At 65.2% G+C, this 21,550-nt stretch carries 20 protein-coding genes; 13 read left to right on the top strand and 7 right to left on the bottom strand.

Features of this window, described 5'->3' with window-relative positions:
• Positions 1-75: 75 nt before the first annotated feature.
• Complete coding sequence (locus tag ACNJYB_RS31670; protein ID WP_439370444.1) at positions 76-1,548, bottom strand: hypothetical protein; 1,473 nt, start codon at positions 1,546-1,548, stop codon at positions 76-78.
• 287 nt (positions 1,549-1,835) lie between these two features.
• Here ACNJYB_RS31670 and ACNJYB_RS31665 point away from each other — a divergent pair, with 287 nt between their 5' ends.
• Positions 1,836-2,000: a Flp family type IVb pilin gene (locus ACNJYB_RS31665; RefSeq protein WP_018641576.1), complete on the top strand. Its 165-nt coding sequence runs from the start codon at positions 1,836-1,838 to the stop codon at positions 1,998-2,000.
• 376 nt (positions 2,001-2,376) lie between these two features.
• Here ACNJYB_RS31665 and ACNJYB_RS31660 read toward each other — a convergent pair whose 3' ends face one another.
• Positions 2,377-3,360 (bottom strand): phosphatase PAP2 family protein, encoded by a 984-nt coding sequence (locus ACNJYB_RS31660; protein ID WP_439370443.1) that lies wholly within the window; start codon positions 3,358-3,360, stop codon positions 2,377-2,379.
• Between the two features lie 267 nt (positions 3,361-3,627).
• Between ACNJYB_RS31660 and ACNJYB_RS31655 the strand changes: the two genes are divergently transcribed.
• Positions 3,628-4,308 carry a helix-turn-helix domain-containing protein gene (locus tag ACNJYB_RS31655; RefSeq protein WP_439370442.1) on the top strand — a complete coding sequence of 227 codons (681 nt, stop codon included), beginning with the start codon at positions 3,628-3,630 and terminating at the stop codon, positions 4,306-4,308.
• A gap of 150 nt (positions 4,309-4,458) precedes the next feature.
• Here ACNJYB_RS31655 and pyk read toward each other — a convergent pair whose 3' ends face one another.
• Together pyk and ACNJYB_RS31645 are read right to left on the bottom strand one after the other, a co-directional pair.
• Complete coding sequence (gene pyk, locus ACNJYB_RS31650) at positions 4,459-5,895, bottom strand: pyruvate kinase (RefSeq protein ID WP_439370441.1); 1,437 nt, start codon at positions 5,893-5,895, stop codon at positions 4,459-4,461.
• Positions 5,892-6,470: a DUF1036 domain-containing protein gene (locus tag ACNJYB_RS31645; protein ID WP_439370440.1), complete on the bottom strand. Its 579-nt coding sequence runs from the start codon at positions 6,468-6,470 to the stop codon at positions 5,892-5,894. Before ACNJYB_RS31645 ends, pyk begins: the two co-directional genes overlap by 4 nt.
• A gap of 167 nt (positions 6,471-6,637) precedes the next feature.
• Between ACNJYB_RS31645 and ACNJYB_RS31640 the strand changes: the two genes are divergently transcribed.
• The 3 genes from ACNJYB_RS31640 (at position 6,638) to ACNJYB_RS31630 (ending at position 9,296) form a co-directional block, all read left to right on the top strand.
• Positions 6,638-6,943 (top strand): DUF1244 domain-containing protein, encoded by a 306-nt coding sequence (locus ACNJYB_RS31640; RefSeq protein WP_439370439.1) that lies wholly within the window; start codon positions 6,638-6,640, stop codon positions 6,941-6,943.
• 198 nt (positions 6,944-7,141) lie between these two features.
• Positions 7,142-7,414 carry a DUF2312 domain-containing protein gene (locus ACNJYB_RS31635; protein WP_018641571.1) on the top strand — a complete coding sequence of 91 codons (273 nt, stop codon included), beginning with the start codon at positions 7,142-7,144 and terminating at the stop codon, positions 7,412-7,414.
• Positions 7,415-7,529: 115 nt separating this feature from the next.
• On the top strand, positions 7,530-9,296 hold the full coding sequence (locus ACNJYB_RS31630; protein WP_439370438.1) for an adenylate/guanylate cyclase domain-containing protein: 1,767 nt from the start codon (positions 7,530-7,532) through the stop codon (positions 9,294-9,296).
• An 83-nt stretch (positions 9,297-9,379) separates the two neighbouring features.
• On the opposite strand, the gene ACNJYB_RS31625 is transcribed toward ACNJYB_RS31630, so the two are convergent.
• The 3 genes from ACNJYB_RS31625 to ACNJYB_RS31615 form a co-directional block, all read right to left on the bottom strand.
• Positions 9,380-11,002 (bottom strand): DUF882 domain-containing protein, encoded by a 1,623-nt coding sequence (locus ACNJYB_RS31625; RefSeq protein ID WP_439370437.1) that lies wholly within the window; start codon positions 11,000-11,002, stop codon positions 9,380-9,382.
• A 272-nt stretch (positions 11,003-11,274) separates the two neighbouring features.
• Entirely contained in the window at positions 11,275-13,449 is a 2,175-nt protein-coding gene (locus ACNJYB_RS31620) for a L,D-transpeptidase family protein (protein WP_439370436.1), read from the bottom strand.
• 348 nt (positions 13,450-13,797) lie between these two features.
• Positions 13,798-15,294: a sigma-54-dependent transcriptional regulator gene (locus ACNJYB_RS31615; RefSeq protein ID WP_439370435.1), complete on the bottom strand. Its 1,497-nt coding sequence runs from the start codon at positions 15,292-15,294 to the stop codon at positions 13,798-13,800.
• Positions 15,295-15,421: 127 nt separating this feature from the next.
• Here ACNJYB_RS31615 and ACNJYB_RS31610 point away from each other — a divergent pair, with 127 nt between their 5' ends.
• The 8 genes from ACNJYB_RS31610 to ACNJYB_RS31575 all read left to right on the top strand — a co-directional run bounded on the left by ACNJYB_RS31610 (position 15,422) and on the right by ACNJYB_RS31575 (position 21,548).
• Positions 15,422-17,353, top strand: a complete 1,932-nt coding sequence (locus ACNJYB_RS31610) for a M3 family oligoendopeptidase (RefSeq protein ID WP_439370434.1) — start codon at positions 15,422-15,424, stop codon at positions 17,351-17,353.
• A 96-nt stretch (positions 17,354-17,449) separates the two neighbouring features.
• Positions 17,450-17,674: an AbrB family transcriptional regulator gene (locus ACNJYB_RS31605; RefSeq protein ID WP_128964236.1), complete on the top strand. Its 225-nt coding sequence runs from the start codon at positions 17,450-17,452 to the stop codon at positions 17,672-17,674.
• 12 nt (positions 17,675-17,686) lie between these two features.
• Positions 17,687-18,082, top strand: coding sequence for a type II toxin-antitoxin system death-on-curing family toxin (locus ACNJYB_RS31600; RefSeq protein ID WP_439370433.1), 396 nt, complete (start codon positions 17,687-17,689; stop codon positions 18,080-18,082).
• Between the two features lie 97 nt (positions 18,083-18,179).
• Entirely contained in the window at positions 18,180-18,332 is a 153-nt protein-coding gene (locus ACNJYB_RS31595; RefSeq protein WP_008136857.1) for an aa3-type cytochrome c oxidase subunit IV, read from the top strand.
• Positions 18,333-18,470: 138 nt separating this feature from the next.
• On the top strand, positions 18,471-19,598 hold the full coding sequence (locus tag ACNJYB_RS31590) for a Re/Si-specific NAD(P)(+) transhydrogenase subunit alpha (RefSeq protein WP_439370432.1): 1,128 nt from the start codon (positions 18,471-18,473) through the stop codon (positions 19,596-19,598).
• 11 nt (positions 19,599-19,609) lie between these two features.
• Positions 19,610-19,927 carry a proton-translocating transhydrogenase family protein gene (locus tag ACNJYB_RS31585; RefSeq protein WP_014492434.1) on the top strand — a complete coding sequence of 106 codons (318 nt, stop codon included), beginning with the start codon at positions 19,610-19,612 and terminating at the stop codon, positions 19,925-19,927.
• 39 nt (positions 19,928-19,966) lie between these two features.
• Positions 19,967-21,364 carry an NAD(P)(+) transhydrogenase (Re/Si-specific) subunit beta gene (locus ACNJYB_RS31580; RefSeq protein ID WP_439370431.1) on the top strand — a complete coding sequence of 466 codons (1,398 nt, stop codon included), beginning with the start codon at positions 19,967-19,969 and terminating at the stop codon, positions 21,362-21,364.
• 13 nt (positions 21,365-21,377) lie between these two features.
• Entirely contained in the window at positions 21,378-21,548 is a 171-nt protein-coding gene (locus ACNJYB_RS31575) for a hypothetical protein (protein ID WP_439370430.1), read from the top strand.
• The last annotated feature ends 2 nt before the right edge of the window (positions 21,549-21,550 follow it).

Raw genomic sequence — 21,550 nt, 5'->3', positions numbered from 1 at the left:
GCGATCGTGTTGCGGGCCTTAGGCCGCCATGTCGAACGGCAGGGATTGCGGGATGCGCGGCCGTGGGCAGGATCGTCACGGCGCCGCGGCGTCCTCGCGCACATGGATCACCGCGATATCGTCCGCATAGATCCGCTTCCAGCCCTTGAGGTGATCGAGGATCTGCGGGCCTGGTGCATCGGCGGCCAGCAGCGTCGCGTCGATCCTGTACTCCTCGAGCAGGCGAGGCAGCAGCTCGGGCTTCTTCCCCTCCGTCGCCTTGAAGAAGTCCATCACGAACTTCTCGCCGTAGAGCTCGGCGCGGCCGTCGACGAAGACCGGGATGTCGCGCCCGATCAGATAGCCGCCGAACCTGTAGGCGTTGAAGATGCGCTGCGCCCCACGCTTCTCGAGCAGGTCGGTGGCCGCGACCGGCGTCTGGTCCATCGTGAAGTTGAAGCGGTGGTGCGACATGAAGATCGAAGTCGAGGTCCAGCTTGCTGCCACGATCATCAACGCGCCGACCGCCGTCACGTACCGGGCACGCCAGCTCTCGCCCATCTGCCCATCGGCTGGCTGCAGCGGAAATTTCTCGCCGAGCGGCCTGGCCAGCACCAGCGGCACCAGGAACGCAAAGGCCTCGATGCTCCTGACATGGCTGAGCGCCATCCAGGTCAGCAGCAGGATCAGCAGGATGCGCGGCGGCGACAGCGTCAGGCCGCGATAGAGGCCGAGCGCGATCAGGCCGAGCAGCGCGCCTTCGAACGCGGTAAACGTTGCGAAGTTGGCCGGCGACCATTCGGAAATGACGGTGAGCAGCTCGCCGAGATTGAGGATGTTGGTCGCCCCCAGCAGCGTGCGCCAGCCATACGGCGTGACGCAGCTCGCGGCCAGTGCAGCAAGGCCGAACAGGAACCAGCGCAGCAGCAGCCGGACCTGCTTGCCGGACTCAAGGCCCCACAGCGCCACGAACGACATCGGGCCGATCAGGGCGAGACCCAGCATGAAGCCGCCGTGCAGGTTCGCCCACAGCGACATCAGCGGCAGCCAGTGCCATGAGGGCGTGCCCTTGCGATCGGCTGCGGCCATCAGCATGCCGATCCATGCGATCATCACGGGCAGTGCCAGCATGTGCGGCCGCGCCAGGATGTGATGCAGCGACAGCACGACCGCCAGCATCGCGAACAGCACCGAGCGCGGCATCTCCAGATGCGCGTCGAGCAGATAGACGAGGATCGCTGCCGACAATGCGACCGCGATCGCAGTGAGGATCACTGGGCCGCCCCAGCCCCATTGCGCATAGGACAGTGCGAACGCGACCTGCGACAGCCATGAGGTCGAAACCCAGGGCGCCCCCAGCCGCGTGAACGAATAGATGTCGGTGTAGGGCAGGGCATGGTGGTCGAGAATCCATTGCCCGATCTTGATCTGCCAGAACGAGTCGGAGTCCTGAAGCAGCGTATCGCCGACACAGAGGAAGAAGAGATAGGCGGCCGCTCCGACGCACAGCGGCACCAGCGCACGCGCGCGGGTCTGTACTGCGATGCTGTTGGCAAAGGAAAGGGACATGCCGCCTCGTCGTCCTGCTTGTTCTTGTCTGATGGACGGGCGGCATTGGACCACGGCGGTCATAACTTCGGGTAAACCGCGGCGACGGTGCGATGTCGTGACAATTTAACGGATTGTTTTCAAATTCGATTTACCATCGCCGAATACTCGCAAACCGCTGCTTGTTTCCGCACTCGAATTAACTGCGGCGCAATTCTTTGCCTCTAGGTTGGGTTCCATGGTCGGGCGGCGCTGGGAAGCCGAAGAGACCAGACCAGTTGTAGTCTTGTGTACTTTGGGAGCACTCTATGAAGAACCTCGTTGCACGTTTCGTGAAGGATGAATCCGGCGCCACCGCGATCGAATACGGCCTGATCGCCGCCGGCATCGCGCTCGCGATCATTACCGTCGTCAACAACCTCGGCAGCACGCTGAACACCAAGTTCGGCTCGATCTCGTCCAGCCTCAAGTAAGGCCGAACGAGCTGGGAATTCCGAGAGCCTCGTCTTCGACGGGGCTCTTTTCTTTTTGGGCGGCCACTCATCCTTCAGAGCGAGAGTCCGTAGCAGCCGCGTCAATCGCGGAAATCGTAGGGTGAGCAAAGCGCAGCGTGCCCACCACTACATGCGCCTCCTATGAGCACGGTGCATCCACAACGTCATTGCGAGCGCAGCGAAGCAATCCAGACTGCCTCCGCGGAGAGGCACTGGTTTGCTTCGCTGCGCTCGCAATGACGAGGAGGCCTCAGCGCACTCACAAGTTCGTTTCGGTTGTGGAAAATGGCGGGCACGGCGCTGTGCGCCTTGCCCGCGCTACGGCAGCGTGCTTGTGACGGCCAATCTCGCCCCGTTACTCCGCGAGGCTGGGCCGCCAGACCGGCGGCAGCGCGGGTGCGGCGGACACCGGCGCCGCGCGGCCGAGCCGTTCGACAAAAAGCTTCGTTACCCAGATCGATGCTGCGGCGAGGGCGATGCCGCCGGCGACGTCGATGAGGTAATGCGCGCCGATCGCCGGCGTCGCCGCGATCATCAACAGGTTGAGCGCGGCCGCGATGCCGCCGATGCCGCGCACGGGCCACAGCGCCCACATGTAGAGCACCGCAGATGCGGCGTGAAAGCTCGGAAACGAGACGATGCCGGAAAGGAAAAACAGCCGCAGCTCGTGCAGGCTGCCGTCGCGCAGCGCGAGGATGTCGCGCAGCTGCCCGGCATAGACTGCGGTGTTGATCTCGGGAAAATGCGCGGCCGGCAATTGCAGTGCGTAATAGGTGCCGATCGCCGGCACCATTGCGGAGATTGCGATGGTGACCGCGAGCGCGAGGCTCATCGCCAGCATGAACACCTGCAGCCGCACATGACGTGCCGACAGCGTCAGCACGACGGGGACAGCGAGCAGCGGCCATTTGATCAGTCCGTAGCCGCGGGCCAGGACATCTGCCACCCATGGATGGTCGTTGACGAAGTGCGCGATCGGTTCGGGATCGAGGCCGAGCGCGCGGTCGATCGCCAGCAGCGCATCGTCCTGGAGTGGCCAGTTCATCTTGCCCGCGACGTAGCTCAGAGGTCCGACGATGGCGCAGGTGAAAATGACTTGTCCGATCGTGCCGAGCGAGAACACCAGTTTCGCGTCGGCAAGCTCGCCCTTGGTCAGCTGGTGGCCACAGGCGACGCCGACCAGGATGGCCGCAATTGCCAGCGTGATGCTGTAGGCGACGGGCTCGAGGCTCAGACCGGTCGCAGGCAGGCCAAGCGCCAGCAGGATGCCCATGGCAACGATGGGAAGCCAGTTCAGGTTGAAGAGCCGCCAGGCGGTTCGGGCGTCCGAATCGAGCATGCTGCACCGAGATGGGATCGCAGTCCGGCGGTAAGGTCGCGGACCTGCTTTAAGATGACGGTAACAATCGTGGTTAGCCGTCTATCAACCGGCTCTTGCACTTTGCGCATTTGTCGCCGGCGGCTTTGGCGTGTCGCTTGATGCAAATCATCTTGTCATCCTGCCTGAATAGTTGTTCAGTCCTTGCGGGGCGATTTGCAGCTTTGAAGTGACGAAGCGTTCGGCCGCAGGGCGTGCGGACGGCGTGTGTGGGACAGGAAGCGCGCCATGGTTTATCGGCGGACGCATCAAGTGGTTAAGCGCCTTGCGGCCCGGCGCAGTGCGATTTTGGCGGCGGCGCGGGAGGCGGCGGCGGAAGGCGGGATGGCGGCGGTGCAGATCGCACCGGTCGCGGTCCGGGCCAATGTCGCTGCCGGCACGGTCTATCGCTACTTCCCCTCCAAGGCCGAGCTGATCTCCGAATTGATCGCCGAGGTCTCCCGTGACGAGCTCGCGGCGATCCGCCGGGCGGCCGACGCCGCGCCGGGCCCGTCCTCGGCGCTGGCCGCGGCCGTCACCACGGTGGCGGTCCATACGCTGTCGCAGCGGCGGCTGGCCTGGGGCATCCTGGCCGAGCCTGTTGATGTCGATGTCAGCGCCTCCCGGTTCGCCAGCCGGCGCGAGATCGCCGGCGAGATCGCGGCAAGGATCGATGCGGCCGTGCGTGCCGGTCATCTGCCGGCGCAGGATACCGCCCTTGCCGCCACCGCGCTGCTCGGGGCTCTGCATGAAGCTCTGGTCGGGCCGCTCGCGCCCGACAATCTCGAAGATCCCGTCAAGATGCGCGATGCGGTGCAGACCGTGACGCTGCTGGCGCTGCGCGCCGTCGGCGTCATGGACGCCCGCGCCCGCGGCCTCGTGGTCCAGCAGACGCTGCTGCCGACCACCAAGGCGCTGGTCGGGGCGTAAAATCGCGCCGCGGCCGGAGCGGCGCCCCGATCGCGCTCAGGTCATTGCCTGAGCGTGCCTTTTCGCAAAACCCCGGCATTATCCGCCGGACCGGCCGGCTACTGTGCATGGGGTTGTTTTCCGACTTTTATCTGGCCGTGCTGGCGGGGCCTACATGTTCGCGTCACCCTCGGGGCCGACCGAGGCGATGCGCACCATGTTGGTGGTGCCGGGGATGCCGAGCGGCACGCCGGCGACGATGATGACGCGCTGGCCGGCGCGGACGAAACCGTCCCGGAAGGCGATCTGGCCGGCGCGGCTCACCATGTCGTCCTGGTCGCGCGCGTCCTCCGCCACCACGCAATGCACGCCCCAGGCGACGGCGAGCCGGCGGCCGGCCGCGATGTTCGGCGTGATCGCCACGATCGGCGGCTTCGGCCGCTCGCGCGCCACACGCACCGCCGTCGAGCCCGAGCTGGTCCAGCAGATCAGGGCCGGCAGGTCCAGCGTCTCGGCGATCTGCCGCGCGGCGTCCGCGATGGCGTCGCCCGCGGTGGCTTCGGGGGCGGGGCGCTGGGCCGTGACGACGTTGCGATAGGTCGGGTCGCGCTCGACCTCCTCGCCGATGCGGTTCATCGTCGAGACCGCCTCGACCGGGAATTTGCCGGCCGCCGATTCCGCCGACAGCATGATGGCGTCGGCGCCTTCATAGACGGCGGTGGCGACATCGGAGACTTCGGCGCGGGTCGGCACCGGCGACTGGATCATCGATTCCAGCATCTGGGTCGCGATCACCACCGGCTTGCCGGCGCGGCGGGCCATCCGCGTCATCTGCTTCTGCAGGCTCGGCACGCGCTCCAGCGGCAGCTCGACGCCGAGGTCGCCGCGCGCCACCATCAGCGCATCGGAGGCCTCGATGATGTCGGCGAGGCGGTCGATCGCTTGCGGCTTCTCGATCTTGGCCATCACCGCGGCGCGGCCGCGGATCATCTTCTTGGCCTCGATCACGTCGTCGGCGCGCTGCACGAAGGACAGCGCGATCCAGTCGACGCCGGTGACCAGGGCAGCCTCGAGGTCGGCGCGGTCCTTCGGCGTCATCGCCGACACCGGAAGGTCGGTGTCGGGCAAGCTCACGCCCTTGCGGTCGCTCATCTTGCCGCCGACCACGACGCGCGTCACCGCGTGCTCCTTGGAGGTCTCCTCCGCAATCAGCCGGACCTTGCCGTCGTCGAGCAGCAGCGCGTGGCCGGGCCTGAGCGCGGCCAGGATCTCCGGGTGCGGGAGATGGACGCGCGTGGCATCGCCCGGCGCCTTGTCGGAATCGAGGGTAAAAGTCTGGCCGTTCTGGAGCTGGACCGAGCCTTCCGCGAACGCGCCGAGCCGGAGCTTGGGGCCCTGGAGGTCGACCAGGATGCCGATCGGGCGGCCGTAGCTGCTTTCGACATTGCGGATGGTCGCCACCAGCTCCCGCATCTTGTCATGCGGGGTGTGGCTCATGTTGATGCGGAACAGGTCGGCGCCGGCCTCGAACAGGCGGCGGATCATCGCGAGGTCTGAAGACGCAGGTCCCAGGGTCGCGAGAATCTTGATACGGCGAAGACGCCTCATGGCTTATTTCCAGGCGGGGGTGGCAGGCCGGGCGAGCCCGGGGGCGTAGCACCGGGCGGGCTATTGGGCAAACCCGGGACGCCGCCCGGGCCAACCGGCCCGGGCAGGCCAGGCACGCGCTGCTGCGCCGGCTGTTCGTTGGCATCGGTGAGCTGTACCGTCCAGGCGCGCTGCTCGCCGGTATCGACCTCGAAATAGCCGGTGCGGTCATAGCCGCGCGCCAGGCAATCCTCGGTGCCGCGGATGGTGAACTCCTTGTCGCGCGAGCACATGAAGGCCTGGCCCGACCATTCGCCGCCGCGATCGTAGTCGATGGCGTAGATGTAGTAATAGCGAGCGACCAGCGTGCCCCGCAGCAGCGTTTCGCAGGAGCGGGACGAGATGTTCCACCAGCCCTCCGTGGTCCAGCCCTCGGCGTCCTTGTAACCGAGCGCGATGCCGACCCGGCTCGAGGTGTTGTTGCAGAGCCGGAAATCGGCGGAGGCCGGGCTGGCCCAGAGGCACAGCAGGACCGCCAGCATCGGGACCAACCGGCCGAGCAGGCGAAGCGGGAAGCGGGGAGATTCGGCAATCATTGTTGCGGAAGCTATACCAGATCATTGACGAATTGGCGTAGGGCCGGGGGAACTGCTCCTGGCCGCGCTTTGGCCCGTTTGCGCCGTGATATGGCAAAATCTGTGACAGGACCCCACCTGATCCCGTAAGGGTGACGATGTCCAAGGGCCAGCCGAGGGATCCAGCTATGGCAATCGACGACAAAACCAGAACGGAGCTCGAGGCGGCCGCTTTCCGGCGCCTGGTCGACCATTTGCGGAACCGGTCGGACGTCCAGAATGTCGACCTGATGAATCTGGCCGGCTTCTGCCGTAACTGCCTGTCCAACTGGCTCAAGGACGCCGCCGACGCGCAAGGGGTCGCCCTGAGCAAGGACGAGAGCCGGGAGGCCGTCTACGGCATGCCCTACGAGACCTGGAAGGCGAAGTACCAGGGCGCGGCCACGCCCGAGCAGCTCGAGGCGATGAAGAAGGTCCATCCGCACGGTCACTGAGAGGCCCGGTGCCGGCGCCGCCTGAGTCGCACCACACAACAGCTTTCTTCGAGCCACCTCAGGAAGGTGTGGGCGCGCTGTGGACGAGCGTGATGCTGGCTTGAACGCGGGGGGCGCTAACGCTTAAGGGTCTACCCAGCACGCGCGGTGAGGATGCCGGCGTCACCTCGTTTTGCCAGTTCCATTGGGAGTACCAAGATGGCCACCTCCGCCGCCGTCCGCGACGACGAGCCCGCGACGAAATTTGCCAAGGACCAGCTCAAGTCCATCATCGAGCGCATCGAGCGGCTGGAGGAAGAGAAGAAGGCGATCTCCGACGACATCCGCGACGTCTATGCCGAGAGCAAGGGCAACGGCTACGACGTCAAGGCGCTGCGCACCATCGTGCGCCTGCGCAAGCAGGATCCCAACGAGCGCGCCGAGGCCGAGACCATTCTCGAGACCTACATGCAGGCGCTGGGCATGCTTTAGAGGCGGTAGGATCGCGCCTCACCCGTAGGCGTACCTCACCGGGCCGCAATTTGCGGGGCCCGCACTTGGGCAAAATCCGCTCGTCTGCTAGAGTGCTCGGTGAAGGGACCGAGCTATGGATGTGCCTGGACCAGAGCGCAGGCTCGCCGCGGTCCTCGCGGCTGACATGGTCGGCTTTAGTCGGCTCATGGAGGTCGACGAGGGTGGCACGCTTGCGCGCCTCAAGACCCACCGGATCGAGCTCATCGATCCGGCGATTGCCAAAAATCACGGCCGCATCATCAAAACGACCGGCGACGGCCTGCTCGTCGAATTCCATAGCGTCGTCGACGCTGTGTTGTGCGCTGCTGAAATTCAGAGCCGGATGGGGCGCCGCAATGCCGATGTCCCGCCGCCGCGATGGATCCAATTCCGCATCGGAATCAATCTGGGCGACGTCATCGTCGATCAGAACGACATTTTCGGCGACGGCGTCAACGTCGCGGCCCGGTTGGAGGCACTAGCCGAGCCTGGAGGCATCTGCATCTCCAGCGCGGTGCGCGAGCAGCTGGGCGAGCGCCTCGATGGGGTCGCATTCGAGGACATCGGCGAGCAGAACGTCAAGAACATCGCGCGCGCCATCCGTGTCTACCGAATCCGATTGGAGGATGCGCCGGCAAGCACGCCAGCCGGCGCGACCGCCGCCGCGAAGCCGACCGGCAAGTCGAAGAAGCCATCCATCGCCGTGCTGCCCTTCGCCAACATGAGCGGCGATCCGGAGCAGGAGTTCTTTGCGGACGGCTTGACCGAGGACATCATCACCGAGCTGTCACGCTTCCACGACCTGCTGGTGATCTCGCGCAACTCGACCTTCGTGTACAAGGGCAAGTCGGTCAAGGTGCAGGACGTTGGCCGCGAATTCGGTGTCGATTACGTCATCGAGGGAAGCGTGCGCAAGGCCGGGGATCGCGTCCGCGTCACCGTGCAGCTGATCGATGCGGAGACGGATCGGCATATCTGGGCCGAACGCTATGACGGCGAGATCAAGGACATCTTTGCCATCCAGGACGAGATGACCCGGGCGATCGCCGCCACGTTGCCCGGCCGCGTCGAGGCGGCGACGCACGATCGGGCGAACCGCAAGCCGACGGACAACATGGCGGCCTATGAATGCGTGCTGGCCGCGAAGGTGTTGCACCATCGCTCCAATCGCGAAGACAATGCGCGGGCGCAGCTTCTGCTCGATCGGGCGCTCGAACTCGACGCGAACTATGCGCACGCGCACGCCTGGAAGGCGTGCGTTCTGGGCCAGACCTGGGTCTACAACTGGTGCGCGGATCGCGACGCCACCTTCCAGCAGGTGGCTTCAGAGCTGGAAACAGCGCTTGTCCTCGACGACAACGACAGCGACGTCCACCGCATCCTCGCGGCACTCAATCTGAACCGCGACGATCATGACAAGGCCACTTACCATCAGGAGCGCGCGCTGGCGCTCAACCCGAACTACGACCTCGTGGTGGTGCAGCAGGGCGAACTGCTGACCTGGCTGGGGAGGCCGGAGGAGGGCATCGACTGGATCAAGAAGGCGATGCGGCTCAACCCGTATCACCCGGAACGATTCTGGAGCCATCTCGGGCGTGCCTATTACTGTGCCGAGAAATACGCCGAAGCCGCCGAAGCCTTCTCGAGGATCTCACGCCCCGATCATACCCATCATGCGTTCCTTGCCGGGATCTTCGCGCAGATGGGCAATGCAGTGGCTGCCGGCGCGCACGCGGCCGAAGTGCTCAAGCGTGAGCCTGCCTTTTCCGTGGCCAATCATCTTTCCACCCAGCATTACAAGCGGGAGGTCGATCGTCAGCGCTATGAGGCAGGTCTTCTCCGGGCAGGCCTGCCGGCCTGATCCTGCGCACGGCGGAGACCGATTGCCGCTCCATCGCAGGACGGGAGGCTACTAGACCGAATTCGTGGAGGTCGTTCTACGCCTCAGCGCAGCGCCGCGGTGCGCATGACGAAGGTCGCCGTCTCGAGCTTCGCGGTCGCGCTGCCGGAGAAGCTGTCGCAGGACAGGCCAGGCATCGGATCGTCGGTGAAGCCCATCGCGATCACCGTCTGCGGCTTGACGAAGTAGCCGCGCAGCGCCGCGGTATCGAGCTCGCCCATCAGCGTGACGGACATCGCACGGCTGGCGCTCGGGGACAGCATCACGATCTTGAGCCAGATGCTCTCGTTCTTGGCCGCGGAAAGGCGGGTCGCGGTCGCGACCATGCCATCGACGCTCTTGCCGACCACACTGTTGATCTCGGTGGCGGGGGCCGCGCCGCGCGCACCGGCACGGGCAGAGCGCGGGATCGGCGCGGAGGCGGCGACGACGTTGCCGCGTTCGACTGGCGAGGCCGCGGGCGCATACGCCAGCGCCTGGAGAGTTGCGCTGGACACGCTGGCAGTCGGTTGCGGATCGGTGGCGGAAGCAAGCGCCTGGCGGGCCTTCAGCGCCGCGACCTGCGCCGGTGTCGCCTGCTGCGGCGTGGCGGGGGCATCCCAGAAGCCGCGGGCATTGATGATGTCCGCCGGGGTCTCCGGCTTGGCCTCGGCAGATTTCGTGGCGGGCTTGTCAGCCACGGGCGCGGGCTTCGGCTTGGGCGGTGCAACGAGCTGCACATCGGCCGAGGCCAGCTGGAGCGTGGCTGCGACCTGTGGCTTGGCGCGCGGGGTCGGCACCGGATCGGCCGGCTTGGCTGCGGCGGCGACCACGGTCGGCGCGGACGACTTCGCGGCCGGAGCCGGCGCGCCCTCGTCATCCTCGTCGCTGCTGGTGGCGGCCGGCGCCGACTTGCTCTTGAACAGGGCGGCGAAGAAGTTCGGCTTGCTGCCGGAATCGTCACCGTTGCCGCGGCGCTCGATCTCGGCCTTGGCGAGCTCATAGCCCTTCAGCGGCGTGCCGTCGGTCGGCAGATGCACCGTCTTTCCGTCCGGGAACACGCGGGCAAGCTGGTCATGCGTCATGCGCGGCCAGTGCCGGATGCTGCCGGTGTCCAGATGCACGAAGGGCGAGCCCGAGGTCGGATAGAAGCCGACGCCGCCGCGCTGGAGGCGCAGGCCGGCGAAGCGGATCTGCTCCAGCGGCACGCCCGGGATGTAGAAGTCCATCGCATGGCCCAGCATGTGCTGGCTGAAGCGCGCCACGCCCGAGGAGCGGCGGCGGAGCATGGCGTTGGTGGCAGGGGAGCGGTAGGACGAGATGATCTGGATCGGCTGCTTGCCGTCGACGTCGCGATAGACTTCCCAGAGGATGTCGAAGAGGTGACGGTCCATGACCGTCTCGTCCTGGGTGCGCCAGTCGCGCAGGAAGTGATTGAGCTGCTTCAGGGCGGCTTCGTCATAGCGCCCGTCGCGCTTGAAGGTGACGGTGAGATCTTCGCCGGAATGGGTGTGGTGGAAGGAGAGCGTCTTGGTCTCGTTCAGCGCGGCGGCGTTATGGACCGAGCCGGCGGCAGCCAGCAGCAATACGGAAGCGAGGCCGATCCGGGATCCGACCTTCACGCCCGCATGGGACAACGACAGCACAGCAAATTGGCGTGCAAGACCAGTCAGCACGTATGAGCCCACCCAGTCGACTTGCGTTCAAATGGACTCTCCCGCCAACCCCGTTAGCGCGCGAAAGAGGATGAACGCTTTCTTAAAGCAAGAAGGTTAATTCGAGGTTGACCTTCCCGCCCCCAAACCAAGTCAGGCTGCAATCCTAAACGGTTGACTGTGGCAAAAACACGCCCGCTGCAGCGAGGGCGGGTTGAGGACGGTTAACATTGAGCGACCCCATCCTGGGGACGGGGTCGCTGATTTCATTGCAGAATTTGAGGAAAGAAGGCGCCGGGCGGGCCTCAGCGGGTAAACACCCGCTGCGGCCGGCGGCCGATCGGGGCCGGCGGCGCGGTCAGGGTCGGAGCCCCAAACAGCCGCTCGAAGAAGTTCGGACCCGACGACCCGAAGCCTCCGCCATTGTTGGCCACCGCAACGCCCGAGGGCAGGGTGGTCGCCGGGCGCGAATAGCTCGGCTGGGAATGCGCCACGACGTTCTCGAGATCCTTGCCGCGGCCGTTCTTCAGGATGTTGAGCATGGTCGCGTCGCGGCCATAGACGTCCTTGCGGAGTTGCAGCTTGCCGGCGTCGTCCACGAACGCGGTCTGGTAGGTGATGTTGACCGGGATCGGGGTGGGGAATTTCAGGTCGATCTCGCTCTTGCCGTACATGCTGCGCACGCGCTCGGGCGTGTACTTTTCGTTCGGCATGGTGATGTTGAGCAGCACGGAGGCGTACTGATCCGGGTTCTGCACGCGCATGCAGCCATGGCTGAAGGCGCGGTCTTCCTTGGCGAACAGGTGCTTGTCCGGCGTGTCGTGCTGATAGACCAGGAACTTGTTCGGGAAGTTGAAGCGGATGCGGCCGAGCGCGTTGGCTTCACCGGGCGGCTGCGAGATGTGCACCGAGCCGTCGCGGTTCTGCTCGAGCCTGAGGCCCATGCGCTGGAGCACGGTCGGGTCCTGCTGAAGCGCCGGCAGATACTCGTTGTAGACGATCGACGGCGGCACGTTCCAGGTCGGGTTGACCGTGATGTACTTCATCGTCTCGGTCAGCAGCGGGGTGGCGTGCTGGCCTGGCTTGCCGGTGACGACGCGGGTGGTCCAGACCTGCTGGCCGCGCTGCATCACCTTCAGCGTGTAGTCGGGAATGTTGAGGATGACGTAGGCATCGCCCAGCGCGGGCACGCCGAGGTCGCGCGGCAGCCAGCGCCAGCGCTCCATGTTCACCACCACGGTGTCGATCTGCTTGTCGCGCTTGGGGGTGTTGAGCGCCCTGACCGTCTTGTCGTCGAGGATGCCGGTGGGCTTCATCTCGATGCCGCTCTGGAATTTGCGCACGGCCTCGGCGACCGCCGCGTCATAGCGGGTGTCGCTGGCGTTCTCGGTGATGCCGAGCTTGGCGCGCAGCTGCGGGACGCGCGGATCGTCCACGACGATCTCGGCCTGCTTCTTGCCGGCCGGCGTGTACTTCAGCGCAGGACCGTCGGCGATCTCGATCACCGGGCCGCTGCCATGGCCGCGGAGCTCCGCGAGCTTGGCTTTTAGCTCCTTGTAGAGCTTGTGCGGCGGGTTGTAGCTGTCGAGCGCCGCAGAGGCGTCGGCTGCGGTCGTGACCTTCGCGAGCACCTCGTTCGGGTCGACCGGATGCTCGGGGTAGAGGATGTCGGCGCTGACCTGGGACCAGTGCATGCGGCCGCTCTGCGCGTGACGCGCATAGTCGAAGATGCTGGCGGTGAGCTTCAGCTCGGCATCGGCGAGCGCATCGGGCGTCGTGGCGGCGGCGAATTCCGGCACCGGGTAATCGGCGGGATTGAGACCGTCGGAGGCAGCGTCCTTCAGCCGCGCGATCACGCCCTTTGCCGCAGCAGTGAGGCGGCCGCCTTGCGTCCACACCGGCGCGAAGTCGCGGGTTCCATAAAACTTCTCGATCGCCGCGCGCTCGTTCTTGCGGTCGAAATGGCGCGAGGTCTTGGCGCCGATGATATCCCTGAGCTTGTCCGCGACCGGTTGGTCGGCGGCGGGAACGTTGCTGGCGGCCTTCACCGGCTCGGCCGCCGGAGCCGTCGCAGCGGCAGGCGCTGCGGGCTCGGTCTTCGCGGGTTCGGTCTTTGCAGGCTCGGATTTGGCCGTCTCGCTCATCGGCGCCTCGGGCGCGGGCGTGGTGGCGAGGTCGGACGGCTTGGTCTCGACCTTGTCCGGTGCGGGCGCGGTGTCCGCCTTGGCGGGCTCCTTGACAGTTTCCTTCGCCGGATCCTGCACGGTGGCGGTGGTGTCGAGCTTGATGTCGGACGCGGTCGGAGGCGGAACGTTGGCGGGTTCGGGGCGGGGGATCGCAGCTTCGATCGCGAGCTCGGCAGCGCTACTGCGCGCCTGATCTTGCGCCAGCGCCGAGCCGGCCGACACCGTGAGGAAGGTTGCCGCGACCGTCATCAAGACACGGTCAAAGCCTGCACGGTGGTTCAAACAGTTACGCATTGTGTCACACCCCTCGGGTGAACTGTTCCTCGTGGAACAGCTTCGTTATCGCCTAATTGAGTTTCGGCTAGTCGCGCCGGCCTCTCGAAAGTCGCACGCCTGCACGCCACGCTTCCCCACGCCAGACGATCGATATACAGGCCCCGATTTTGCCAGCGCTACCCGGGACAACTCACGACAAACTGACTTCAAGGAAGCCTCTTGGCAACGGTTTGTGCGCTTGCCGCACGCGCTTTTCCCTCTGTCTGTCACTTCCAAGTCACGGTTCAAGCCGCAGTCGAAGTTTCCCGTAATTCAACGGCTTGCGGTCGCTTCCCAGCCTCGCGCGAACGTGCGTTCGCATCAGGCTCAGTGCGTCTCCTCACCGCTTTTCCCGCCGAGTCCGGGGACCCCGGCTTCGTCGAGTTTCCGGTAAAGGGTAGACCGGCCGATTTTGAGGCGACGAGCGACTTCCGACATCTGTCCGCGGTAGTGCGAGATGGCAAAACGGATGATCTCGTTCTCCATGTCCTCGAGCGGACGGACGTCGCCGGTCGGCGTCAGCATCGACAGGCTTCCCGCGAGGGGAAGCGGCGCGATTGGTATTTCGCTACCCGACACCAACGAAGGAGCCGCGATCGGCTCCAGCATCAGCGGTGCGGTCGGGATGTCCGTTGCGCCATGCGGCTGGGCGGTGAGCAGGGGGAAGTCAGCGAGGCCGAGCTGCTCGCCGTCGCTCATCACCACCGCGCGGTAGACCGCGTTCTCGAGCTGGCGGATGTTGCCGGGCCAGTCGAGCTGGGCGAGATGCGCCACGGCCTCGCCGCTGATGCCGGTGATGGGACGGTTCTCCTCGGCGGCAAAGCGCGCCAGGAAGTGCCGGAGCAGATGCGGGATGTCCTCGCGGCGGGCGCGCAGCGACGGGATGGTCAGCGGCAGCACGTGCAGGCGATAGAAGAGATCCTCGCGGAAGTGGCCCTGCTTCACGCGCTCCAGCAGCTTGCGGTTGGTCGCGGAAACGATGCGGACGTCGACCTTGACGGGCTTGCGGCCGCCGACCGCCTCGACCGCGCCTTCCTGCAGCGCGCGCAGCAGCTTGACCTGCGCGGTCAGCGGCAACTCGCTGACCTCGTCCAGGAACAGCGTGCCGCCATGGGCCTCGACGAACTTGCCGGTGTGGCGTTCGGTGGCGCCCGTGAAGGCGCCCTTCTCGTGGCCGAACAGGATGGACTCGACGAGGTTGTCGGGGATTGCGCCGCAATTGACCGCGACGAAGGGCTTTGCCTTGCGCTCGCCGCTGCCATGGATGGCGCGCGCGAACATCTCCTTGCCGACCCCGGACTCGCCTTCGATCAGCACGGGGATCGAGGAATTCGCCGCCTTCTGAGCGGCGCGCATGACCGGTGCCATTGCCTCGGCGCGGGTGATGATGTCGGAGAAGGTCAGCCGTCCTTCGCGGCTGTGACGGATGCGCTGCAATTCGCCTTTGAGCGCGGAGGTGTTGAGCGCGTTGCGCAAGCTGACCTGAAGCCGCTCCATGCCGACCGGCTTGACCACGAAATCGGCGGCGCCTGCGCGCATCGCCGAGATCACATTGTCGATGCCGCCATGGGCGGTCTGCACGATGACGGGTACGGAGAGGCCCGCTTCGCGGATCTTCGCCAGCACGCCCATGCCGTCGAGACCGGGCATCACGAGATCGAGGATGACGCCGTCGATGGCGGAGGCGTCGGGGGCGGTGAGGGCGGCGATCGCGGCGTCGCCGGACTCCACGACAATCGTTTCATAGCCGCATTTCTGCACCATGTTCTCGACCAGCCGGCGGGCTACAGCGTCGTCGTCGGCGATCAAAATACAGGCAGCCATGGTGTTCCCCGCACGCTACTACTATCTGTCTCGAATCGGGTCACTCTGGCCGAAGCCGATTAACGCACTCTTAAACCTTGATGCCCCGGCCCGTCGTCGCGATAGTTGAACACAGGTTTCCCACACAATGAATTCGCGTTCCAACTCTGCCTTGAACAAGTCTGGCTTGAACAAGTCTGCCTTGAACAAGCCCGCTCTCAAAAAGCCCGCCCTCCGCAAGCCAGCTACCAGGACATCCGTGAAATCGGCCGCCAAGGCAAAACCCTCCAAGCTCGCGAGCAAGACCGGCAAGCTTCCGGAGTGGAACCTCGCCGATCTCTATTCCGGGATCGATGCGCCGGAAGTGGCGCGCGATCTCGAGAAGATGGATGCCGATTGCGTCGCGTTCGAGACCGACTACAAGGGCAAGCTCGCGACAGGCACAGCAAACGAAGATGGCGGAAAATGGCTCGCGGGAGCCGTGCGCCGCTATGAGGCGATCGACGATCTCGCCGGCCGTCTCGGCTCCTATGCCGGTCTCGTTCATGCCGGCGACAGCGTTGATCCCAAGATTTCAAAGTTTTACGGCGATGTGTCCGAACGCCTGACGGCGGCGTCCACGCACCTTCTGTTCTTCGCGCTCGAGCTCAACCGTATCGATGACGATATTTTGACCCGCGCTATGGAGGCTCCGGAGCTCGCGCATTACCGTCCGTGGATCGAGGATCTGCGCAAGGAAAAGCCGTACCAGCTCGATGACAAGCTCGAACAGCTCTTCCTGGAGAAGGCGCAGACCGGCTATTCCGCCTTTAACCGCCTGTTCGACCAGACCATCTCCAGCCTGCGTTTCAAGGTCGGTGCGAAAGAACTGGCAATCGAGCCGACGCTCAATTTCCTGCAGGACCGCGACGGCGCCAAGCGCAAGGCCGCGGCCGAAGCGCTGGCAAAAACCTTCAAGGCCAATGAGCGCACCTTCGCGCTGATCACCAACACGCTCGCCAAGGACAAGGACATCTCCGACCGCTGGCGCGGGTTCAAGGACGTCGCGGATTCCCGCCATCTGAACAACCGCGTCGAGCGCGAGGTGGTGGACGCGCTGGTCGCCTCGGTCCGCGCCGCCTATCCCAGACTGTCGCATCGCTATTATGCGCTGAAGGCGAAGTGGTTCGGCAAGAAGCGGCTGGCCTATTGGGATCGCAACGCGCCGCTGCCGTTTGCGGCGACCGACATCATCGGCTGGCCCGATGCCCGCAACATGGTGCTGACGGCCTATCGCGGCTTCTCGCCCAAAATGGCCGACATTGCCGAGCGCTTCTTCACCGATCGCTGGATCGATGCGCCGGTGCGTCCGGGCAAGGTGCCGGGCGCGTTCTCGCATCCGACCACGCCGTCGGCGCACCCCTACGTGCTGATGAACTACCAGGGCAAACCGCGCGACGTGATGACGCTCGCCCATGAGCTCGGCCACGGCGTACACCAGGTGCTGGCCGCGAAGAACGGCGCGCTGATGGCGCCGACGCCGCTGACGCTCGCGGAGACCGCAAGCGTGTTCGGCGAGATGCTCACCTTCAAGCGGCTGCTGGCCCAGACCAGGAATGCGAAACAACGCCAGGCGCTGCTTGCCGGCAAGGTCGAGGACATGATCAACACCGTGGTGCGGCAGATCGCGTTCTATTCGTTCGAGCGCGCGGTCCACACCGAGCGCAAGAACGGCGAGCTCACCGCGACGCGCCTCGGCGAGATCTGGCTGTCGGTGCAGGGCGAGAGCCTTGGGCCCGCGATCGAGATCAAGGCGGGCTACGAGAACTACTGGATGTACATCCCGCACTTCATCCATTCGCCGTTCTACGTCTACGCCTACGCCTTCGGCGACTGCCTCGTGAACTCGCTCTATGCCGTCTACGAGGACGCGGCCGAAGGCTTCGCCGAACGCTATCTCGACATGCTCGCCGCCGGCGGCACCAAGCACTATTCCGAGCTGCTGCGGCCGTTCGGGCTGGATGCCAAGGATCCCAAATTCTGGGACGGCGGTCTTTCGGTCATCGCCGGCATGATCGATGAGCTGGAGGCGATGGCCTGAGGCGCGCGGGCGCCTCCTCGCGGATCGCGTAAAACATCTGTTGAACCAAGCCTCCCGCGATGTTATACATGTGTATAACGCGCTGGCGCCCGGGCTATGAAAATTGAGATCAAGAAGATCGGCAATTCAGACGGACTGCTGCTGCCGCGCGAATTGATGCAGCGGCTCGATCTCAAGCGCGGGCAGCAACTGCACATCGTGGAACTGCCCGGCGGTGGCTTCCAGGCGCTGCCCTACGATCCCGACTTCGAGCGGACGATGGAAATCGCCGACGAGGTGATGGACAAATATCGCGACGCACTCGCTGCGCTGGCAAAATAGTCGGCTAAGCGCATGAGCGATCCTCAGGAGCCGCTCTGGATCACCTACGAGCAGGCTGTCGCAATTCACGGTCGCCAACTCCGGCGCTTCGGTGGTGCGCCGGGATTGCGCGACGAGGGCATGCTGCGCTCGGTGCTGGAGCGGCCAATCAACAAATGGCGCTATGAGCAGGCGCCGATGGACGAGCTCGCTGCAGCCTATGCATTCGGCCTTGCGAAAAACCACGCCTTCGTCGACGGAAACAAGCGCATCGCCTTCATGGCGATGATGGTCTTCCTCCACAAGAATGGCGCGGCGTTCAGTCCCGATCCCGCAGAAGCGACGACCATCATCCTCGCCCTTGCCGACGGCGAAGTCAGCGAGCAGAGCCTCACGCGCTGGGCCCGTGACAATTGGGATTCCAGATGACCCGATTTGCGGGAAAACCGCCTCTGCCTGCCGTTGCCCTGCCCGAAAGATTAAGGTATCCCAGCCCGAGAATTCGACTTTCGACTGGGGACAATCCATGGCTGACCATAGCGAAGTGGCATACACCACTGCCGACGGCAACGACTACGTTGCCCACGAGCAGACCTATGAGGGCTTCATCAAGCTGGTGAAGTACGGCACGGCCTCGGTCGCGCTCATCGTGATCCTGATGGCGATCTTCCTCACCTGATCCATGCGCTTGTTGCACCGCCAGCGTCGTCGGTGCTCACAAAATTTGCATTCAAGCCGGTGCCAAAACCGGTATCCAACGTTGCGGGAGTGACGCTAAGTTCGCGTGCGCGCTTTGTCCCGCGTCGCCGGAGGGCCTATGAAGATCGCCGTTGCCAAGGAAATCGATCCGTCGGAGCCGCGTGTCGCCGCTTCGCCTGATACGGTGAAGAAGTTCAAGGCGCTGGGCGCCGAGATCGCGGTCGAGCCGGGTGCCGGCATCAAGTCGGGCCTGCCGGATTCCGAATTCACCGCCGTGGGTGCCACCGTCAGCGCTGACGCGCTCAGGGACGCCGACATCATCATCAAGGTGAAGCGCCCCGAGGCCTCCGAGCTTGCGCAGTACAAGCGCGGCGCGCTCGTCATCGCCATCATGGACCCCTATGGCAACGAGGCCGCGCTGAAGGCGATGGCCGATGCCGGCATCGCCGCTTTCGCGATGGAGCTGATGCCACGCATCACCCGCGCTCAGGTGATGGACGTGCTGTCCTCGCAGGCCAACCTCGCCGGCTACCGCGCCGTGATCGAGGGCGCCGAGGCCTTCGGCCGCGCCTTCCCGATGATGATGACCGCGGCCGGCACCGTGCCCGCCGCAAAAGTGTTCGTGATGGGCGTCGGCGTCGCCGGCCTCCAGGCGATCGCGACCGCGCGCCGCCTCGGCGCCGTGGTCACCGCGACCGACGTCCGGCCCGCGACCAAGGAACAGGTCGAGTCGCTCGGCGCAAAGTTCCTCGCCGTCGAGGACGAGGAGTTCAAGAACGCGCAGACCGCCGGCGGCTACGCCAAGGAGATGTCCAAGGAATACCAGGCCAAGCAGGCTGCGCTGACCGCCGAGCACATCAAGAAGCAGGACATCGTCATCACCACGGCGCTGATCCCGGGCCGGCCTGCGCCGAAGCTCGTCAGCGCCGAGATGGTCAGGTCGATGAAGCCCGGTTCGGTGCTGGTCGATCTGGCCGTCGAGCGCGGCGGCAATGTCGAAGGCGCCAAGGCCGGTGAGGTCGTCGACCTCGATGGCATCAAGATCGTCGGCTACACCAACGTCGCAGGCCGCGTCGCGGCCTCGGCCTCCAGCCTCTATGCGCGCAATCTGTTCTCCTTCATCGAGACCATGGTCGACAAGAAGGAGAAGAAGCTCGCCGTGAACTGGGACGACGAACTGGTCAAGGCGACCGCGCTGACCAAGGACGGCGCCGTGATCCACCCGAACTTCCAGCCGAAGGCTTAAGGAGATCCGCTATGGAGCATGCTGCACAGGTCGTCGACCCCTTCATCTTCCGGCTGTCGATCTTCGTTCTCGCCGTCTTCGTCGGCTATTTCGTGGTGTGGTCGGTGACGCCGGCACTGCACACGCCGCTGATGAGCGTGACCAACGCGATCTCCTCGGTGATCGTGGTCGGTGCGCTGCTCGCCGGCGGCGTCGCCAACGTTTCGAGCGGCTCGGGCTGGGCGCGCGCCTTCGGCTTCGTTGCGCTGATCTTTGCCTGCATCAACATCTTCGGCGGCTTCCTTGTCACCCAGCGCATGCTGGCGATGTACAAGAAGAAGTCGAAGTAAGCGGCCACCTCGGGCTGATGGGATCAATGGGGACCTGAGATGAGCGCCAACCTCTCTGCATTGCTGTATCTCGTGGCAGGAGTGCTGTTCATCCTGTCGCTGCGCGGGTTGTCGAGCCCGGCGTCGTCGCGCCAGGGCAATCTGTTCGGCATGATCGGCATGGCGATCGCGGTCGCCACCACGCTCGCCAACCATCCGCCGGCGGACGGTCTCGCCTGGGTGCTGGTGATCGTCGGCATCGCGATCGGCGCCGCCATCGGCGCGGTGATTGCGCGGCGCGTGCCGATGACGTCGATGCCGGAGCTCGTCGCGGCCTTCCACTCGCTGGTCGGCATGGCCGCGGTGCTGGTCGCCGCCGGCGCGTTCTATGCGCCCGAGGCTTTCGACATCGGCACGCCCGGCAATATTCACACCCAGAGCCTGGTGGAAATGTCGCTCGGCGTCGCCATCGGCGCGCTGACCTTCACCGGTTCGGTGATCGCGTTCCTCAAGCTGTCGGCGCGAATGAGCGGCGCTCCGATCATCCTGCCGGCCCGCCACGTGATCAACGTCGCGCTCGCGGTGGCGCTGGTCGCCTGCATCGTCGGCCTCGTCGTCACCGGCAGCCCCGTGTTCTTCTGGCTGAACGTCATCCTTGCGCTTCTGCTCGGCGTGCTCATGATCATCCCGATCGGCGGCGCCGACATGCCGGTCGTGATCTCGATGCTGAACTCCTATTCGGGGTGGGCCGCGGCCGGCATCGGCTTCACGCTCGGCAACTCGGCGCTGATCATCACCGGCGCGCTGGTCGGCTCGTCGGGTGCGATCCTGTCCTACATCATGTGCCACGCGATGAACCGGTCCTTCATATCGGTCATTCTCGGCGGTTTCGGCGGCGAGACCGCCGCGGCCGGCGGCGGCACCGGCGAGCAGAAGCCCGCCAAGCTCGGCTCGGCCGACGATGCCGCCTTCATCATGAAGAACGCCTCCAAGGTCATCATCGTGCCGGGCTACGGCATGGCGGTGGCGCAGGCCCAGCACGCGCTGCGCGAGATGGCGGACATCCTGAAGAAGGAAGGCGTCGAGGTGAAATACGCCATTCACCCCGTCGCGGGCCGCATGCCCGGCCACATGAACGTGCTGCTCGCCGAAGCCAACGTGCCCTATGACGAGGTGTTCGAGCTCGAGGACATCAACTCCGAGTTCGCGCAGGCCGACATCGCCTTCGTGATCGGCGCCAACGACGTCACCAACCCGGCCGCCGAAGAGGACAAGTCCTCACCGATCTACGGCATGCCGGTGCTCCAGGTCTGGAAGGCGGGCACGGTGATGTTCATCAAGCGCTCGCTGGCCTCGGGCTATGCCGGTATCGACAATCCGCTGTTCTACCGCGACAATACCATGATGCTGCTCGGCGACGCCAAGAAGGTCACCGAGAACATCGTCAAGGCGATGTAGCGCGAGAGGGACCGTGGCCATCAACAAGGAATGCCACCGGTCCCATCGCATGTCGCCCAAGGCAACGCGCGAGCAGCGCATCGCCTGGCACGCAGCCCGCAAGGCGGCGTGCGGCTGCCGCGACGTTCCCGCCAGCATACGGCCCCACGTCATGAAATTGCTGCGGAGCTATCGCAAGCCCTAGTC

This window comes from Bradyrhizobium sp. SMVTL-02 (genome assembly GCF_051853005.1).
GTDB lineage: Bacteria > Pseudomonadota > Alphaproteobacteria > Rhizobiales > Xanthobacteraceae > Bradyrhizobium.
Note: the sequence above shows the minus strand (reverse complement) of the source record. Positions and strands in the feature narration are given on the sequence as shown.

Coding starts and splice junctions, on each gene's coding strand:
- ACNJYB_RS31670 (WP_439370444.1), bottom strand. CDS start 1,548: ATGTCCCTTTCCTTTGCCAACAGCATCGCAGTACAGACCCGCGCGCGT.
- ACNJYB_RS31665 (WP_018641576.1), top strand. CDS start 1,836: ATGAAGAACCTCGTTGCACGTTTCGTGAAGGATGAATCCGGCGCCACC.
- ACNJYB_RS31660 (WP_439370443.1), bottom strand. CDS start 3,360: ATGCTCGATTCGGACGCCCGAACCGCCTGGCGGCTCTTCAACCTGAAC.
- ACNJYB_RS31655 (WP_439370442.1), top strand. CDS start 3,628: ATGGTTTATCGGCGGACGCATCAAGTGGTTAAGCGCCTTGCGGCCCGG.
- pyk (WP_439370441.1), bottom strand. CDS start 5,895: ATGAGGCGTCTTCGCCGTATCAAGATTCTCGCGACCCTGGGACCTGCG.
- ACNJYB_RS31645 (WP_439370440.1), bottom strand. CDS start 6,470: ATGATTGCCGAATCTCCCCGCTTCCCGCTTCGCCTGCTCGGCCGGTTG.
- ACNJYB_RS31640 (WP_439370439.1), top strand. CDS start 6,638: ATGGCAATCGACGACAAAACCAGAACGGAGCTCGAGGCGGCCGCTTTC.
- ACNJYB_RS31635 (WP_018641571.1), top strand. CDS start 7,142: ATGGCCACCTCCGCCGCCGTCCGCGACGACGAGCCCGCGACGAAATTT.
- ACNJYB_RS31630 (WP_439370438.1), top strand. CDS start 7,530: ATGGATGTGCCTGGACCAGAGCGCAGGCTCGCCGCGGTCCTCGCGGCT.
- ACNJYB_RS31620 (WP_439370436.1), bottom strand. CDS start 13,449: ATGCGTAACTGTTTGAACCACCGTGCAGGCTTTGACCGTGTCTTGATG.
- ACNJYB_RS31615 (WP_439370435.1), bottom strand. CDS start 15,294: ATGGCTGCCTGTATTTTGATCGCCGACGACGACGCTGTAGCCCGCCGG.
- ACNJYB_RS31610 (WP_439370434.1), top strand. CDS start 15,422: ATGAATTCGCGTTCCAACTCTGCCTTGAACAAGTCTGGCTTGAACAAG.
- ACNJYB_RS31605 (WP_128964236.1), top strand. CDS start 17,450: ATGAAAATTGAGATCAAGAAGATCGGCAATTCAGACGGACTGCTGCTG.
- ACNJYB_RS31600 (WP_439370433.1), top strand. CDS start 17,687: ATGAGCGATCCTCAGGAGCCGCTCTGGATCACCTACGAGCAGGCTGTC.
- ACNJYB_RS31595 (WP_008136857.1), top strand. CDS start 18,180: ATGGCTGACCATAGCGAAGTGGCATACACCACTGCCGACGGCAACGAC.
- ACNJYB_RS31590 (WP_439370432.1), top strand. CDS start 18,471: ATGAAGATCGCCGTTGCCAAGGAAATCGATCCGTCGGAGCCGCGTGTC.
- ACNJYB_RS31585 (WP_014492434.1), top strand. CDS start 19,610: ATGGAGCATGCTGCACAGGTCGTCGACCCCTTCATCTTCCGGCTGTCG.
- ACNJYB_RS31580 (WP_439370431.1), top strand. CDS start 19,967: ATGAGCGCCAACCTCTCTGCATTGCTGTATCTCGTGGCAGGAGTGCTG.